Origin of the sequence: Citrobacter sp. SX206 (genome assembly GCF_024181025.1) — a bacterium.
Classification (GTDB): domain Bacteria; phylum Pseudomonadota; class Gammaproteobacteria; order Enterobacterales; family Enterobacteriaceae; genus Citrobacter; species Citrobacter youngae.
In genome coordinates, this window is record NZ_CP049738.1 from 3,267,400 (window position 1) to 3,283,223 (window position 15,824).

Sequence of the window (15,824 nt, forward strand, 5' to 3'; positions counted from 1 at the left end):
CTTTGCAGAAATTGTTTTACAAAAATGGCGATGCATTCTGTTGCGTGGGGTGGGATGATAGCGCACCTCAAAAGCGCTTTCGGAGACATTTGTCCCGATATCGCCTCTGGTTCAGGTATACTAACAGACGTTTTTAACTCTTTTTCACCCAGGGGGAACACTTGCAGGGTAAAGCACTCCAGGATTTTGTAATCGACAAAATTGATGACCTGAAAGGTCAAGACATCATCGCCTTAGATGTTCAGGGCAAATCCAGTATCACCGATTGCATGATTATCTGCACTGGCACGTCCAGCCGCCATGTCATGTCTATCGCCGATCACGTTGTTCAGGAGTCTCGCACCGCCGGTCTGCTGCCGCTTGGCGTAGAAGGCGAAAACGTAGCTGACTGGATCGTCGTCGATCTTGGTGATGTGATTGTCCACGTGATGCAGGAAGAAAGCCGTCGCCTGTATGAACTGGAAAAACTCTGGAGTTAATGCGTGAAGCTGCAACTTGTCGCTGTGGGTACGAAAATGCCTGACTGGGTGCAAACCGGCTTTACGGAGTACCTGCGCCGGTTTCCGAAAGACATGCCCTTTGAGCTGATCGAAATCCCGGCAGGAAAACGCGGCAAGAACGCGGACATTAAGCGCATTCTCGACAAAGAGGGTGAACAGATGCTGGCCGCCGCAGGCAAAAACCGCATCGTCACCCTTGATATCCCAGGAAAACCCTGGGACACGCCACAACTGGCGACCGAGCTGGAACGCTGGAAACTGGATGGTCGTGACGTCAGTCTGTTGATTGGCGGACCGGAAGGACTGTCCCCCGCCTGTAAAGCGGCAGCGGAGCAAAGCTGGTCACTCTCTGCATTAACCCTTCCCCACCCTCTTGTCCGGGTGCTGGTCGCAGAGAGTCTGTACAGGGCGTGGAGCATTACCACCAACCATCCTTATCACCGTGAGTGATCATTGATTCTTGAGTAGATTAAGCAGCGGATGAAACTACAGAATTCTTTTCGCGACTATACGGCTGAGTCCGCGCTGTTTGTGCGCCGGGCGCTGGTCGCTTTTTTGGGGATTTTGCTGCTCACTGGCGTGCTAATCGCCAATCTTTATAATCTGCAAATCGTTCGCTTTACTGATTATCAGACCCGTTCGAACGAGAACCGCATCAAACTGGTGCCTATCGCCCCCAGCCGCGGCATCATTTATGACCGCAACGGAATTCCCCTCGCCCTTAACCGCACCATTTATCAGATAGAAATGATGCCGGAAAAGGTCGACAACATTCAGGATACGCTCGACGCGCTGCGTAACGTCGTCGATCTGACGGACGATGACATTGCCGCCTTCAAAAAAGAGCGCGCCCGTTCACACCGCTTCACCTCTATTCCGGTAAAAACCAACCTGACTGAAGTTCAGGTCGCACGCTTTGCCGTGAATCAGTATCGTTTTCCTGGCGTCGAAGTTAAAGGCTATAAACGCCGCTATTACCCCTACGGCTCTGCACTGACCCACGTGATCGGCTACGTATCGAAGATCAACGATAAAGACGTTGAACGCCTGGATAAAGACGGCAAGCTGGCCAACTACGCGGCGACGCACGACATCGGTAAGTTGGGTATTGAACGTTATTACGAAGACGTACTTCATGGTCAAACCGGTTATGAAGAGGTTGAAGTCAATAACCGCGGCCGCGTTATTCGCCAGCTTAAAGAAGTGGCGCCGCAGGCCGGGCACGATATCTATCTGACGCTTGATTTGAAACTCCAGCAATACATTGAAACGCTGCTGGCGGGTAGCCGTGCCGCCGTCGTGGTCACAGACCCGCGTACTGGTGGTGTCCTGGCACTGGTCTCTATGCCAAGCTATGACCCGAACCTGTTCGTGGACGGCATCTCCAGCAAAGATTATTCCGGGTTACTCAATGACCCCAATACGCCACTGGTTAACCGCGCCACGCAAGGCGTTTACCCTCCGGCGTCCACGGTTAAACCTTATGTGGCGGTCTCTGCGTTAAGCGCAGGCGTTATTACCCGCAATACCGGGCTATTTGATCCGGGCTGGTGGCAATTACCCGGTTCAGAGAAACGTTACCGTGACTGGAAAAAATGGGGTCACGGTCATCTGAACATCACCCGTTCTCTGGAAGAGTCCGCTGATACGTTTTTCTATCAAATCGCCTATGATATGGGGATTGACCGTCTTTCTGAGTGGATGAGCAAGTTTGGTTACGGCCATTATACGGGCATCGATCTCGCTGAAGAGCGCGCCGGTAACATGCCAACCCGCGAGTGGAAGCAAAAACGGTTTAAAAAGCCCTGGTACCAGGGTGATACAATCCCTGTCGGTATCGGTCAGGGCTACTGGACAGCAACACCTATCCAGATGAGTAAAGCGCTGATGATCCTCATCAACGACGGCATGGTGAAAGTCCCGCATCTGCTGATGAGCACAGCGGAAAACGGCAAGCAAGTGCCGTGGGTACAGCCACATGAGCCTCCTGTCGGTGACATTCATTCTGGCTACTGGGAAATCGCCAAAGACGGTATGTACGGTGTAGCGAATCGCCCTAATGGGACTGCGCACAAGTATTTTGCTGGCGCACCCTACAAAATTGCGGCGAAATCCGGTACCGCGCAGGTATTTGGCCTGAAAGCCAATGAAACCTATAACGCACATAAGATCGCCGAACGTTTACGTGACCACAAACTGATGACTGCATTCGCGCCCTATGATAAACCCGAGGTCGCTGTCGCGATGATCCTCGAAAACGGTGGGGCCGGTCCGGCTGTAGGTACACTCATGCGCCAGATCCTTGACCACATTATGTTGGGTGACAACAACACCAATCTGCCTGCTGAAAACCCGGCGGTTGCAGCAGGTGAGGACCAATAATCGTGACGGATAATCCGAACAAAAAAACATTCTGGGACAAAATTCATATCGATCCCACAATGTTGCTTATCTTGCTGGCTCTGCTGGTCTACAGCTCGCTGGTCATCTGGAGCGCCAGCGGCCAGGATATTGGCATGATGGAACGTAAGGTCGGCCAGATCGCTATGGGGCTGGTCATCATGGTGGTGATGGCGCAAATTCCTCCCAGAGTCTATGAAGGTTGGGCGCCGTACCTCTATATCTTCTGTATCATCCTGTTGGTTGCTGTCGATGCCTTCGGCGCCATTTCCAAAGGCGCACAACGTTGGCTGGATTTGGGAATCGTGCGTTTTCAGCCCTCGGAAATCGCCAAGATAGCCGTCCCACTGATGGTGGCGCGCTTTATCAACCGCGATGTCTGCCCACCTTCGCTGAAGAATACGGCTATAGCGCTGGTACTCATTTTTATGCCCACGCTGCTGGTTGCCGCGCAGCCTGACCTCGGCACCTCAATCCTGGTTGCGCTTTCCGGCCTGTTTGTCTTGTTCCTCTCCGGCTTGAGCTGGCGTTTAATCGGCGTTGCTGTGGTTCTGGTGGCCGCATTTATTCCAATACTGTGGTTCTTCCTGATGCATGATTACCAGCGACAACGCGTGATGATGCTTCTCGACCCGGAAACCGATCCGCTGGGCGCGGGCTATCACATTATTCAGTCTAAAATTGCTATTGGTTCAGGTGGGCTACGCGGCAAAGGCTGGTTGCATGGTACGCAGTCGCAGTTGGAGTTTTTGCCCGAACGTCATACTGACTTTATCTTTGCAGTACTGGCGGAAGAGCTGGGTCTGGTAGGGATTTTAATCCTGCTTGCCCTGTACATTTTGCTGATTATGCGCGGATTGTGGATCGCCGCCCACGCACAAACGACCTTTGGTCGCGTCATGGCCGGTGGTTTAATGTTGATATTATTCGTTTATGTCTTCGTAAATATTGGTATGGTGAGCGGTATTCTGCCTGTAGTTGGGGTTCCACTCCCACTGGTCAGTTACGGAGGCTCTGCACTGATCGTGCTGATGGCCGGGTTCGGGATTGTCATGTCGATCCACACCCATAGAAAAATGTTGTCAAAAAGCGTGTAAGGGGTACGCAATGCGTAAGCAGTGGATTGGAATCTGCATCGCAGCAGGAATGCTCGCGGCGTGTTCAAGTGATGATGGTCAGCAACAGGCTGCCGTCGCGCCGCAACCTGCGGTGTGTAATGGTCCGATTGTTGAAATCAGCGGAGCCGATCCGCGTTTTGAACCCCTGAACCCAACGGCGAATCAGGACTATCAGCGTGACGGTAAGAGCTACAAGATAGTCCAGGATCCCTCCCGCTTTAGCCAGGCTGGACTGGCCGCCATTTACGATGCGGAGCCAGGAAGTAATTTGACCGCATCAGGTGAAGCGTTCGACCCGATGCAGCTGACTGCTGCGCACCCGACGCTGCCCATTCCAAGCTATGCCAGAATTACTAACCTGGCAAACGGTCGAATGATCGTCGTACGCATTAACGATCGTGGCCCATATGGCAACGATCGCGTCGTTTCGCTGTCGCGAGCAGCAGCCGATCGTCTGAACACATCTAACAACACGAAAGTGCGTATCGATCCTATCATTGTCGCACAGGATGGTTCTCTGTCCGGCCCAGGTATGGCCTGTACGACAGTGGCCAAACAAACCTATGCCCTGCCCTCTCGCCCTGATTTAAGCGGCGGTGGCAGCATGCCTGCTACACCGGATGCGGGTCAGCCGCAAGGAGATATCCGCCCGATCAGCAATTCCACGCTGAAAAGCGATGACCCTACCGGAGCACCAGTAAACAGCGGTGGTTTCCTCGGTGCGCCGACTACGCTCGCTTCCGGCGTGCTTGAAGGTAGTGAACCGACGCCAGCGCCACAACCGGCTGCCCCTGTGACTGCGCCAGCCACAACACCGACTGTCGCAGCAGCACCAGCCGTCGCCGTTGCCACTCCGGCAGCTGCAGCCAACGGTCGTTACGTCGTTCAGGTTGGTGCGGTAAGCGAGCAGGCGCGTGCACAGCAGTATCAAAAGCGTTTAAGTCAGCAGTTTGGCGTTCCGGGCCGGGTTGTGCAAAACGGTGCCGTTTGGCGTATTCAGATGGGGCCATTCGCCAGCAAGGCTGAAGCCTCCACACTGCAGCAGCGTCTGCAATCCGAGGCGCAATTACAGTCCTTCATCACCGGCGTGTAATAACGTAAACCAGGCATCTGAATTGTCAATTTCTGTAAATGACATTAACAAAGTCACGCGGAAAGTCAGATGCCTGCCAGTTATGCATTTGCTATAGTAGGGCACTTTTTTTAATTTCACCACGGACGTCGTAGTTCAGACCATGAAGACCACTTTTTCCGCTCGTTTCGTGCAGCGCATGGCGCTCACCGCGGCTCTCTGCGCAGCCTCTCTTTCTGCTGCCCATGCAGATGACCTGAATATTAAAACCATGATCCCGGGTGTTCCGCAGATCGATGCGGAGTCGTATATCCTGATTGACTACAATTCAGGCAAAGTTCTCGCAGAACAAAATGCGGACTCTCGCCGTGACCCCGCCAGCCTGACCAAAATGATGACCAGCTACGTCATCGGCCAGGCGATGAAAGCCGGGAAATTCAAAGAAACCGATCTGGTCACCGTCGGCAACGACGCCTGGGCTACGGGCAACCCGGTCTTTAAAGGTTCATCGCTGATGTTCCTCAAACCTGGCATGCAGGTTCCTGTTTCTCAATTGATCCGTGGTATTAACCTGCAATCAGGGAACGATGCTTGCGTGGCAATGGCGGACTTCGCAGCCGGAAGCCAGGATGCTTTCGTCGGCCTGATGAACAGCTATGTGAATGCGCTGGGCCTGAAAAACACCCACTTCCAGACCGTTCATGGTCTCGATGCTGACGGTCAGTACAGCTCGGCCCGTGACATGGCACTGATTGGTCAGGCGCTAATTCGCGACGTGCCCAACGAATACTCTATCTATAAAGAAAAAGAGTTCACCTTTAACGGTATCCGCCAGCTCAACCGTAACGGTCTGCTGTGGGATAACAGCCTGAATGTTGACGGTATCAAAACCGGCCACACTGACAAAGCTGGCTACAACCTCGTTGCATCCGCAACCGAAGGCCAGATGCGTCTGATCTCCGCCGTGATGGGTGGTCGCACCTATAAAGGCCGCGAAACCGAAAGTAAAAAACTGCTGACCTGGGGCTTCCGTTTCTTTGAAACCGTGAACCCGCTGAAAGTCGGCAAAGAGTTTGCTTCAGAACCGGCCTGGTTTGGTAATACCGATCGTGCGTCATTAGGTGTCGATAAAGACGTGTACCTGACTATTCCACGCGGCCGCATGAAAGATCTGAAAGCCAGCTATGTTCTGAACACCACGGAACTGCATGCACCGCTGCAGAAAAACCAGGTTGTCGGCACCATCAACTTCCAGCTTGATGGCAAAACCATTGAACAGCGTCCGCTGGTGGTTCTGCAGGAAATCCCGGAAGGCAACTTCTTTGGTAAAATCATTGATTACATTAAATTAATGTTCCATCACTGGTTTGGCTAAAAATCGAACACTTGAAAGTGTGATTTACGTCCCCATATACTAGGTATCCAGATAACTCCCACGCGCCGTGGGAGTTATTATTTTTTGATGTAACGCCGGAGCTGACATGAAAACCAAACTTAACGAACTGCTTGAATTCCCTACTCCATTTACTTACAAAGTAATGGGGCAGGCGTTGCCTGAGCTGGTTGATCAGGTGGTTGAAGTGGTACAGCGCCATGCGCCAGGTGATTACTCCCCAACGGTAAAACCGAGCAGCAAAGGCAACTACCACTCGGTCTCTATCACTATTAATGCGACACACATTGAGCAGGTTGAAACACTGTACGAAGAATTAGGTAATATCGATATCGTACGTATGGTGCTGTAAAAGCCTGTCGGTTACCCGCTGCATCCCCGCTCGGGTAACCCCTCCCCCCTGTGATATACTTTTCCCCTCTTTAACATTCTCTACTCTATGTGAGTATCTACGGAGATGCCGTTTTGTATCAGGATAAAATTCTTGTCCGCCAGCTCGGTCTTCAACCCTACGAGCCAGTCTCTCTGGCCATGCACGAATTCACCGATACCCGCGATGAACATAGTCATGATGAAATCTGGCTGGTAGAGCATTATCCTGTCTTTACCCAGGGTCAGGCCGGTAAAGCAGAGCACGTACTGATGCCCGGTGATATTCCGGTGATCCAGAGCGATCGGGGCGGTCAGGTGACATACCACGGACCCGGTCAGCAGGTTATGTATGTTCTGTTGAATCTCAAACGCCGCAAACTGGGCGTGCGTGAACTGGTAACACTGCTGGAACAAACCGTGGTGAATACGCTTGCGGAGATAGGTATTGACGCCCATCCGCGCGCTGATGCGCCTGGCGTATACGTCGGGGAGAAGAAAATCTGCTCTTTGGGATTACGTATTCGTAGAGGATGTTCGTTTCACGGCTTAGCGCTCAACGTGGATATGGATTTGTCGCCTTTCCTGCGTATCAATCCTTGTGGTTACGCCGGAATGGAGATGGCGAAAGTATCGCAGTGGGATAGCGCAGCCACGACCGAGAGCGTGCGTCCTCGTCTGCTGGCTAACATTTTAGCGCTGTTGGGCAATCCCCCCCACGAGTACATCGCAGACTGAGAAACAGGTTATCGTTTGCCGCAGCATATGTTGTGGCAAATGGCACAAAACAACAACTATTTTACATTTTGCCAGCCTGTCAGGCTGCTTTCTGGCCCGTTTCAATGATATACTGCGTATCACTAATTCAAAAATAGTTGATAAATGCAACATTCCCTTGAATTGAAACGCTTTCCTTCGTAATTCGCAACTGGAACACGCAAGCTATGAGTAAACCCATTGTGATGGAACGCGGTGTTAAATACCGCGATGCCGATAAGATGGCTCTTATCCCGGTAAAAAATGTAGCAACAGAGCGCGAAGCCCTGCTGCGTAAGCCGGAATGGATGAAAATAAAACTGCCAGCGGACTCCACTCGCATCCAGGGTATCAAAGCAGCGATGCGCAAAAATGGCCTGCACTCTGTCTGCGAAGAAGCGTCCTGCCCTAACCTGGCAGAATGTTTCAACCACGGGACCGCGACCTTTATGATCCTCGGCGCAATCTGTACTCGCCGTTGCCCATTCTGTGACGTTGCCCATGGTCGCCCGGTTGCCCCTGATGCTAACGAACCGTTAAAACTGGCCCAGACGATTGCGGACATGGCGCTACGCTATGTTGTCATTACCTCCGTTGACCGCGACGATCTGCGTGACGGCGGCGCTCAGCACTTTGCTGACTGTATCACCGCTATTCGTGAGAAAAGCCCGTCGATTAAAATCGAAACGCTGGTGCCTGACTTCCGTGGTCGTATGGATCGCGCGCTGGATATCCTCACCGCCACGCCGCCAGACGTGTTTAACCACAACCTCGAAAACGTACCGCGTATTTATCGTAACGTACGCCCTGGGGCGGACTACAACTGGTCGCTGAAGCTTCTGGAACGTTTCAAGGAAGCGCATCCGGAGATCCCGACCAAATCGGGTTTGATGGTGGGTCTGGGCGAAACCAATGCTGAAATCATTGAGGTTATGCGTGACCTGCGCAGTCATGGTGTGACCATGCTGACGCTGGGGCAGTATTTACAGCCAAGCCGTCACCACCTGCCGGTGCAACGCTATGTAAGCCCGGATGAGTTCGATGAGATGAAAGCAGAGGCCATGGCGATGGGCTTTACCCATGCGGCATGCGGTCCGTTCGTTCGCTCTTCATACCATGCTGACATGCAGGCCAAAGGGCTGGAAGTGAAGTAATCGTGTAATACTCACTTACATATCAGCAATAAAAAAACCGGCAAATCGCCGGTTTTTTTTCATGCAGAGTATGCAGTATGAGCATCATGCTCCTGACATTACTCTTTATGAGAAAGCTTCTCAGCCTGAACGCTACCATCAGCCTCTTTGCTGGCATCGGTATTATCGTCGTTCATTGCTTTCTTGAAGCCCTTGATTGCCGTCCCCAGGTCTCCACCCAGCGTACGTAACTTCTTGGTACCAAACAGCAGAACGACCAGTGCGGCAACCACCAGCAGTTTGGTAATACTAATCTCACCCATAGATACCTTCTTAACTTAAACCAGGCTGCATAAAGCGCCATATTAACCTGAGAATATTAACGGCCTTTCGACGCGCGCACACAATAGCAATCTGTAACAAGGTGAATCAAGCCTTGTTTAAAAAAACGTCATAATAATTGCGGTGGCGCAAAGCGGCGGTTACGTAACACAGGAAGTTGCGCCCTGACCTGCCTCACCCGCTCAGCAGAAACCTCCGTCATTATCAGCGCAGGCGTTTCCGCCGCAGCGGCAATCGTCACGCCAAACGGATCGATAACCCGGCTTTGACCGATATTCTTATTACCACACTCCCCCGCAGCAATCACATAACAGGTTGCATCCAGAGCTCTTGCCGCCAACAGCGTTGTCCAATGATGCTCTTTGAGCGATCCTCGCACCCAGGCCGCCGGTAAGACCAGGATTTCAGCCCCCTGTAACGCGAGCGCCAATGCCAGCTCAGGGAAGCGCAGGTCATAGCAGGTCATTAACCCTACCTTTAATCCGTCTACGTCCAGTAATGGCGCTACAGCCTCACCTGCATCGACATTCCGCGACTCCTGAATCGAAAAGGCATCATAGAGATGTAATTTTGCGTAATGGGCGATAACCCGACCTCTCCGTAGCGCAACCAGCATGTTCAACGCCCGGCCAGGTACAGAGGGAACATGAATCGTCAGAATCGTCGTCATCTCATTTTGCGCACTCTCTTGCTGTAACCGCGTCAGAAAACCACCTTCCAGTAGCTGGGCTGACTTCACCGATAGATCGGGGTCGAGATCGTCACGGGCCAACAGCGCTTCCGGCAACACCAACAGAGATGCGCCTTCTCCTGCGGCCTGAGACATCAACTGGACACACGTTTCCGCATTTTTTTCCCACGAGGGGCCCACGGCAAATTGCCCTGCTGCAACAAACATATTCCCTCCAGAAAAATGGGTTAAGCTCGCCAACAACGATTATTCAGCGTTACACTCATGCTATATACAATCAAATAGCAGGATTATGCAGTGTTACAACTCCTTTTAGCAGTTTTTATCGGTGGCGGTACAGGAAGCGTAGCAAGATGGATGTTAAGCATGCGGTTCAATCCGCTGCATCAGGCCATCCCATTCGGTACGCTGGCAGCAAATCTGATTGGCGCGTTTATTATTGGCATGGGGCTGGCGTGGTTTAACCGCATGACAAACATTGATCCAATGTGGAAAGTGCTCATTACCACCGGTTTCTGCGGAGGACTGACGACGTTTTCAACCTTCTCGGCAGAAGTCGTGTTTTTGCTGCAAGAGGGACGCTTTGGTTGGGCAATGGTGAATGTGCTGGTTAACCTGTTGGGTTCATTTGCGATGACGGCTCTGGCATTCTGGCTGGTTTCTGCCTCTCCTGCACACTAGGCGAAAAAAAACCCGCAATTAAGCGGGTTTTGAATGCTTGCTGTCGTATGCTTACAGAGCGATTACGTTTGCAGCAGAAGGGCCTTTGGCACCGTTAGTGATTTCGAACTCTACGCGCTGACCTTCAGCCAGAGTTTTAAAACCATTGGTCTGGATTGCAGAGAAGTGTACGAACACGTCTTTGCTGCCATCTTCCGGAGTAATGAAACCGAATCCTTTGGACTCATTAAACCACTTAACGTTACCTTTAATCTTAGACATCAAAATTACCTTTACATGAAAAATAGACACAAATGCTGTGTCGGGTATCAGTACAACAATTGTGATGCACTTTGTCCAGTCGAACTTTGTCAAAAAGTGATAAATGTCGCGTTATTTTTCGGACAAACAATGTATCCATCTGTTTTTAAACAAGTTTATAATAATCCACCTGACAATACAGGTAGCCTGTCAAAACTGGAAACGCATCCAGGCAAAGTAGACATTTCCGTTGTTATACGTACCCGGAATGTAGGTCATCTGGAACGTTGCCGGCCCATAGCCTATCGATGCCAACGGCAGGATCAATGGCACGGGAATATAGTTCCAGTTATCGCGCGCGGTGAAACCAGCTGTATAGCCCAGCCCCAGACGGAAATTATCATCGGCCAGCGGTCGCCAGGTTTTTTCCCAGCCATAGCCGCCAATCGGCTCCCATTTATTAAAGGAATCCTTGAAGGCCATAATATAGAGCCCGTGCCAATTACCTTTATCATCCCAACGGGACTGGCCAAATCCTGCACCCCAGGGACGTTCGTTGTAGCGATCGGTTTTCTCTTTATCGTAGGCAAAACGCGCATGCCAGGTAATGGCCGGCACATACAGATCATAATGCTCAGGCTGCTGCCAGGTTTCACTGACATTATCTTTAAAAGTATCAAACCACCCTTTATCCTCAGCAAAACCCTGAGGAATAAAGGCTAACTGAATAAAAAGAAATGAAAAAATGAGAAAATAACGTTTAGCGACAATCACGACTTAATTACCATCCTGGGAGTTAGTATTAATTGTAGCAAACAAAACCTTAATGTTAGCTTAACAAAGATGCGCTAATAAAAAATCAGAATATTCTCCACATATAAATTTCAGATCGTTGTCATTATATTTATTGTGGTTTTTATATGTGACATGTTCTCTTATTTCTATTAACCGGCTTCTTTTACGCAAAAACACCAAATAAATTACAATTAATTAACATTAATACATCATCACAAAACAAAATAACACATAAAACCAGAGTGTTTCACAGTTTTTGATTGCCGTACTCCCTTTTCATCCGCTATGTTGAAAAAACGCCTGCGCCATCGGTTGAATCCGTATTTTTATTGATTTTAATCAGCAAGAGGCAGGTGTTTATTAGGCACATTCTCACACCGCTTTATGCTTTTTTTAGTTTTTTTACTTTCTGGGCGTCAATATGACAGGGGAAACAATGTTGACATTTATAGAACTCCTTATTGGAGTCGTTGTTATTGTGGGTGTGGCTCGCTACATCATTAAAGGTTATTCCGCGACCGGCGTATTGTTTGTCGGGGGCCTGGTTTTATTGATTATCAGCGCCCTGATGGGACATAAAGTTCTGCCCGGCAGTGCCGAAAGTACCGGCTACACCGCGACAGATATTGTTGAATATATTAAAATTTTGCTGATGAGCCGCGGCGGCGACCTCGGCATGATGATTATGATGCTGTGTGGTTTTGCCGCCTACATGACGCATATCGGCGCGAACGATATGGTCGTTAAGCTGGCCTCCAGGCCCCTGCAATATATCAACTCGCCTTACATGCTAATGATTGCCGCCTATTTTGTTGCCTGCCTGATGTCACTGGCAGTCTCTTCGGCAACCGGGCTGGGCGTGCTGTTGATGGCGACACTCTTTCCGGTCATGGTTAACGTTGGGATCAGTCGTGGTGCTGCGGCGGCCATTTGCGCCTCCCCTGCCGCAATCATTCTTTCTCCAACTTCCGGGGATGTCGTGCTGGCTGCAAAAGCAGCGGAAATGCCACTGATCGACTTCGCGTTTAAAACCACGTTGCCGATTTCCATTGCTGCCATTATTGGTATGGCGATTGCTCATTACTTCTGGCAGCGCTATCTGGATAAAAAAGAGAACATCTCTCACGAAATGTTAGATGTGGCAGAAATCACCACTACGGCTCCCTCGTTTTACGCCATTCTGCCGTTTACCCCGATCGTCGGTGTACTGATTTTTGATGGTAAATGGGGCCCGCAACTGCACATTATCACGATTCTGGTGCTGTGCATGCTTATTGCCGCAGTGCTGGAGTTCATCCGCGGATTCAACACCCAGAAGGTTTTCTCAGGTCTGGAAGTCGCCTACCGCGGAATGGCAGATGCCTTTGCTAACGTCGTCATGTTGTTAGTTGCAGCCGGTGTATTTGCTCAGGGTCTGAGCACCATTGGCTTTATTCAGAGTCTGATCTCTATCGCCACCTCATTTGGTTCTGCGAGCATTATTCTGATGCTGGTCCTGGTGATTCTGACCATGCTGGCCGCAATGACCACGGGCTCCGGTAACGCGCCTTTCTACGCCTTCGTTGAGATGATCCCAAAACTGGCGCACTCTTCCGGTATCAACCCTGCCTACCTTTCGATCCCAATGCTGCAGGCGTCAAACCTCGGACGCACAATCTCCCCGGTATCCGGTGTGGTTGTGGCTGTCGCGGGGATGGCGAAGATTTCACCGTTTGAAGTCGTAAAACGAACTTCTGTTCCGGTAATGGTCGGACTGCTGATTGTGATTATCGCCACTGAAGTGATGGTACCGGCAACGTCTGCCCTGATTGGCGGTTAACGATACCTGTTAATACCTGACCTTAATACACAAAATCATTTATGCTGCATCGCGGCGGCAAGTGAAGACATCCCCAGGAGCATAGATAACTATGTGACTGGGGTTTCTGCACGCAGCCAACAAAGAGGCAGCTTAAAGGATGACGTGTATTAGCCGCCGTGGTAAATACGCTGCGGTCTACCTACCTTCCCGTGAATAATCTCTGCAATGATCAAATGGCGGCTGGCACAGTACTCCAGGTAGCGTCTGGATGTTGTACGGCTGATGGTTAGCGCCTGGGCGATCGTTTCCGCAGTATGATGTACCGTCGGATCAGCAAATAACTTCAGTACAGCATTCAGCGTTAGCGCGTCGATCCCCGTCGGCAAATCCCCTTTCGGCTCACCGCGCGCATAGGCATTAAACATTTCATCAATCTGTTTTTGGCTGGCACTGTCATTACCGGCCAGCATTCTTCTGCGTTGCTGATAGCGGGTAAGCGTCTGCCCCAGTCGCTCGTAGGCTATGGGTTTAACCAGATAATCAAACGCCCCGCTGCGTACGGCTTCGGAGACCGTATCCATATCACTGGCTGCCGTGGTAAACACCACGCCGCCAGGGTAACGTGCCTGAGTCAGCTCGTGTAACAGAGTTATGCCCTTGCCATCCGGCAAGTAATTATCAAGAAGAATCAAACCGGGCTTAAAACGCTCAATCATCATTCTTGCCTGCGCAAGATTACCCGCCAGCCATATCTGGCTAAAACCGGGTATATGGCGGATATATTCAGCATGCATTTCCGCCAGTAGCGTTTCATCCTCAACGATTAACAGCGTTAATGGTTCCGTCATTGTTTTTTTTCACTTTCGGAAGAAATAAAGAAAATAAGGTGCCGCAGGGGGCGTTATCTTCGAGCGTAATAACCCCATTACAGCGCCTCACATAACTTGCAATCAGATACAAACCGATGCCATGTTCGCCTGGTTCATCGGTACGAGTGCTCACACCCTGTTCAAATATTTTTTCGCGCAATGCTTCCGGTACGCCACAACCTTGATCGGCGACTTCGATGATCACCTCATCGCCCTCATCGCTCAGATAGAGTTCAACGACCTTGTTACCCTGCTGGGTACGCAAACTGGCTTCAAAAGCATTATCAAGCAGATTGCCAACAATTGCTGCAAACTCTGTGCTATCCAACCCCTCAGGAAGTTTATGCAGTTGACTGCCAGGCACAATGGTCATTGTGAGACCCAGTTCCCGCGCACGCTGTACCTTGCCAAACAGCAGGCCTGCAACCTGACGATCGGCGAAAGCGCCGCGCAGACTATCAATGAGTTGCTGCTGCGCCTGGGATTCTCCCTGCACCATGGCCAGAACCTTGTCATATTCTTTCATTTGCAGCAGGCCATTGATGGTCGACATCCAGTTCAGGTGCTCATGGCGCAGCGTTCTCAGGCTCTCTACATACTGTTTGATCTGCGTTAATTGCGCATTAAGGGTAGCAATTTCATCTTTACTACGAAAACTGATGATTGCCCCGAGCAGTTCATCGCCTGAGCGGATAGCCTCGCGGTTGGCAATAACACTCAACCCATTAAAGTTAACCATCGCATCCTGGCGCTTTTCCGCAATCTGCTGGGTAAAAAAGTCTGCTGGCTGAACGACGTCCGCAATCGGCTTACCCAACCACTTACGTCCAGGTGACGAGAGCCCCAGCATTTTTCTCGCACTGCGGTTTATCGCCGTAATGCACCCGTCAGGATCAACAGCAATTAAGCCTTCGTAGACTGAGCTAAACAGCGCCTCCTGCTGACGTACCACCCGCGCGATTTGTTTAGGCTCCATACCCAACATCTGACGCCGAATATGGGCGGCAAAAAACCAGGAAAGTAACATAAGCACCAGTAACAACAGAATGAACACCCCAGCCATCGGAAGTAAGAAATCCGAGCGCCAGCTGTCTATTTTACTGATCAGGTAGCCAATTGAGACAACACCGATGATTTTACCATCATCATCAAAGATAGGGGTTTTGGCGCGCATCGCCATCCCGATAGACCCTTTACCGGTAATAAAGTAGCTTTCCCCTTTCTCCAGCGCGCCGGGTTTGGTGAACTGCATGGGGTAGCCAATTTTATCCGGATTAGGGTGATAAAGACGGATCGAGTGGGTATCGCCAATAACCACATAGTCAAAGTCAGTCCCGCTCTGCAACTTATCCGCTATCGTTGCCAGACGCTCGTAATCACGGTGCTTTACGGCAGCAATAATGCTGTCGTTGGAAGCGATAATTTTCGCCTGATTCATTGCCATATCGCGGACATGCGTTGTCAGATAATCTTCAAAGCTGGCGGTAAAGTATTGTGCTAACGCCGCGATGATAAAAACAGAAACGACCAGAATGAGTAGAAAAATACGCAACGGAAACGCCAGGCTGCGAAAAAAAGGAAACCGTGTTTTATTTTTCTTTTTTGACATGTTTTTTCCTCACCGACGTTAACCGAAACTTATTTTTCGTTGTATATGTAATAAA

The 15,824-nt window shown here is 50.6% G+C and carries 17 protein-coding genes; 11 read left to right on the top strand and 6 right to left on the bottom strand.

The window, feature by feature from the left end; all coding sequences use genetic code 11:
- The first annotated feature begins 161 nt into the window (after positions 1–161).
- The 9 genes from rsfS (at position 162) to lipA (ending at position 8,762) form a co-directional block, all read left to right on the top strand.
- Positions 162–479 carry a ribosome silencing factor gene (rsfS, locus tag G8S19_RS15975; protein ID WP_003022728.1) on the top strand — a complete coding sequence of 106 codons (318 nt, stop codon included), beginning with the start codon at positions 162–164 and terminating at the stop codon, positions 477–479.
- A gap of 3 nt (positions 480–482) precedes the next feature.
- Positions 483–950: a 23S rRNA (pseudouridine(1915)-N(3))-methyltransferase RlmH gene (rlmH, locus tag G8S19_RS15980; RefSeq protein WP_003022725.1), complete on the top strand. Its 468-nt coding sequence runs from the start codon at positions 483–485 to the stop codon at positions 948–950.
- A gap of 30 nt (positions 951–980) precedes the next feature.
- On the top strand, positions 981–2,882 hold the full coding sequence (gene mrdA / locus G8S19_RS15985; protein WP_048212298.1) for a peptidoglycan DD-transpeptidase MrdA: 1,902 nt from the start codon (positions 981–983) through the stop codon (positions 2,880–2,882).
- Between the two features lie 2 nt (positions 2,883–2,884).
- Positions 2,885–3,997 carry a peptidoglycan glycosyltransferase MrdB gene (gene mrdB / locus G8S19_RS15990; RefSeq protein WP_003022718.1) on the top strand — a complete coding sequence of 371 codons (1,113 nt, stop codon included), beginning with the start codon at positions 2,885–2,887 and terminating at the stop codon, positions 3,995–3,997.
- Between the two features lie 10 nt (positions 3,998–4,007).
- Positions 4,008–5,111 carry an endolytic peptidoglycan transglycosylase RlpA gene (rlpA, locus tag G8S19_RS15995; protein WP_061067511.1) on the top strand — a complete coding sequence of 368 codons (1,104 nt, stop codon included), beginning with the start codon at positions 4,008–4,010 and terminating at the stop codon, positions 5,109–5,111.
- Between the two features lie 142 nt (positions 5,112–5,253).
- Complete coding sequence (gene dacA / locus G8S19_RS16000; RefSeq protein ID WP_048212300.1) at positions 5,254–6,465, top strand: D-alanyl-D-alanine carboxypeptidase DacA; 1,212 nt, start codon at positions 5,254–5,256, stop codon at positions 6,463–6,465.
- A gap of 106 nt (positions 6,466–6,571) precedes the next feature.
- Positions 6,572–6,835, top strand: coding sequence for a DUF493 family protein YbeD (gene ybeD, locus G8S19_RS16005; RefSeq protein WP_000850547.1), 264 nt, complete (start codon positions 6,572–6,574; stop codon positions 6,833–6,835).
- Positions 6,836–6,948: 113 nt separating this feature from the next.
- Positions 6,949–7,590 (top strand): lipoyl(octanoyl) transferase LipB, encoded by a 642-nt coding sequence (gene lipB / locus G8S19_RS16010; protein WP_048212301.1) that lies wholly within the window; start codon positions 6,949–6,951, stop codon positions 7,588–7,590.
- Positions 7,591–7,796: 206 nt separating this feature from the next.
- Positions 7,797–8,762, top strand: coding sequence for a lipoyl synthase (lipA, locus tag G8S19_RS16015; protein WP_003022702.1), 966 nt, complete (start codon positions 7,797–7,799; stop codon positions 8,760–8,762).
- A gap of 98 nt (positions 8,763–8,860) precedes the next feature.
- Here the strand turns inward: lipA and tatE are convergent, their stop codons facing one another.
- On the bottom strand, positions 8,861–9,064 hold the full coding sequence (gene tatE, locus G8S19_RS16020; RefSeq protein WP_101742395.1) for a twin-arginine translocase subunit TatE: 204 nt from the start codon (positions 9,062–9,064) through the stop codon (positions 8,861–8,863).
- Positions 9,065–9,192: 128 nt separating this feature from the next.
- Complete coding sequence (locus G8S19_RS16025; protein ID WP_124021309.1) at positions 9,193–9,981, bottom strand: deaminated glutathione amidase; 789 nt, start codon at positions 9,979–9,981, stop codon at positions 9,193–9,195.
- Between the two features lie 90 nt (positions 9,982–10,071).
- On the opposite strand from G8S19_RS16025, the gene crcB reads away from it, so the two are divergent.
- Positions 10,072–10,455 (top strand): fluoride efflux transporter CrcB, encoded by a 384-nt coding sequence (gene crcB / locus G8S19_RS16030; protein ID WP_043015566.1) that lies wholly within the window; start codon positions 10,072–10,074, stop codon positions 10,453–10,455.
- A gap of 51 nt (positions 10,456–10,506) precedes the next feature.
- Here the strand turns inward: crcB and cspE are convergent, their stop codons facing one another.
- Both cspE and pagP read right to left on the bottom strand, forming a co-directional pair.
- Positions 10,507–10,716 (bottom strand): transcription antiterminator/RNA stability regulator CspE, encoded by a 210-nt coding sequence (gene cspE / locus G8S19_RS16035; RefSeq protein WP_000034825.1) that lies wholly within the window; start codon positions 10,714–10,716, stop codon positions 10,507–10,509.
- A gap of 189 nt (positions 10,717–10,905) precedes the next feature.
- Positions 10,906–11,469 carry a lipid IV(A) palmitoyltransferase PagP gene (pagP, locus tag G8S19_RS16040; RefSeq protein ID WP_048212304.1) on the bottom strand — a complete coding sequence of 188 codons (564 nt, stop codon included), beginning with the start codon at positions 11,467–11,469 and terminating at the stop codon, positions 10,906–10,908.
- A 457-nt stretch (positions 11,470–11,926) separates the two neighbouring features.
- Between pagP and dcuC the strand changes: the two genes are divergently transcribed.
- Complete coding sequence (gene dcuC / locus G8S19_RS16045; protein WP_048212305.1) at positions 11,927–13,309, top strand: anaerobic C4-dicarboxylate transporter DcuC; 1,383 nt, start codon at positions 11,927–11,929, stop codon at positions 13,307–13,309.
- A gap of 149 nt (positions 13,310–13,458) precedes the next feature.
- On the opposite strand, the gene dpiA is transcribed toward dcuC, so the two are convergent.
- The gene (gene dpiA, locus G8S19_RS16050) at positions 13,459–14,139 is read right to left on the bottom strand and encodes a two-component response regulator DpiA (RefSeq protein WP_005120841.1); all 681 of its coding nucleotides are present in this window, start codon (positions 14,137–14,139) and stop codon (positions 13,459–13,461) included.
- A complete protein-coding gene (gene dpiB, locus G8S19_RS16055) occupies positions 14,108–15,769 on the bottom strand; it encodes a sensor histidine kinase DpiB (protein WP_061067507.1) in 1,662 nt (553 codons plus the stop codon). Before dpiB ends, dpiA begins: the two co-directional genes overlap by 32 nt.
- Positions 15,770–15,824: the final 55 nt, after the last annotated feature.

Bases quoted from the DNA above. Each gene is read 5' to 3' on its own strand.
- lipA (WP_003022702.1), top strand. From the start codon at position 7,797: ATGAGTAAACCCATTGTGATGGAACGCGGTGTTAAATACCGCGATGCC.
- rlpA (WP_061067511.1), top strand. From the start codon at position 4,008: ATGCGTAAGCAGTGGATTGGAATCTGCATCGCAGCAGGAATGCTCGCG.
- tatE (WP_101742395.1), bottom strand. From the start codon at position 9,064: ATGGGTGAGATTAGTATTACCAAACTGCTGGTGGTTGCCGCACTGGTC.
- ybeD (WP_000850547.1), top strand. From the start codon at position 6,572: ATGAAAACCAAACTTAACGAACTGCTTGAATTCCCTACTCCATTTACT.
- dpiB (WP_061067507.1), bottom strand. From the start codon at position 15,769: ATGTCAAAAAAGAAAAATAAAACACGGTTTCCTTTTTTTCGCAGCCTG.
- G8S19_RS16025 (WP_124021309.1), bottom strand. From the start codon at position 9,981: ATGTTTGTTGCAGCAGGGCAATTTGCCGTGGGCCCCTCGTGGGAAAAA.
- dcuC (WP_048212305.1), top strand. From the start codon at position 11,927: ATGTTGACATTTATAGAACTCCTTATTGGAGTCGTTGTTATTGTGGGT.
- dacA (WP_048212300.1), top strand. From the start codon at position 5,254: ATGAAGACCACTTTTTCCGCTCGTTTCGTGCAGCGCATGGCGCTCACC.
- mrdA (WP_048212298.1), top strand. From the start codon at position 981: ATGAAACTACAGAATTCTTTTCGCGACTATACGGCTGAGTCCGCGCTG.
- cspE (WP_000034825.1), bottom strand. From the start codon at position 10,716: ATGTCTAAGATTAAAGGTAACGTTAAGTGGTTTAATGAGTCCAAAGGA.
- dpiA (WP_005120841.1), bottom strand. From the start codon at position 14,139: ATGACGGAACCATTAACGCTGTTAATCGTTGAGGATGAAACGCTACTG.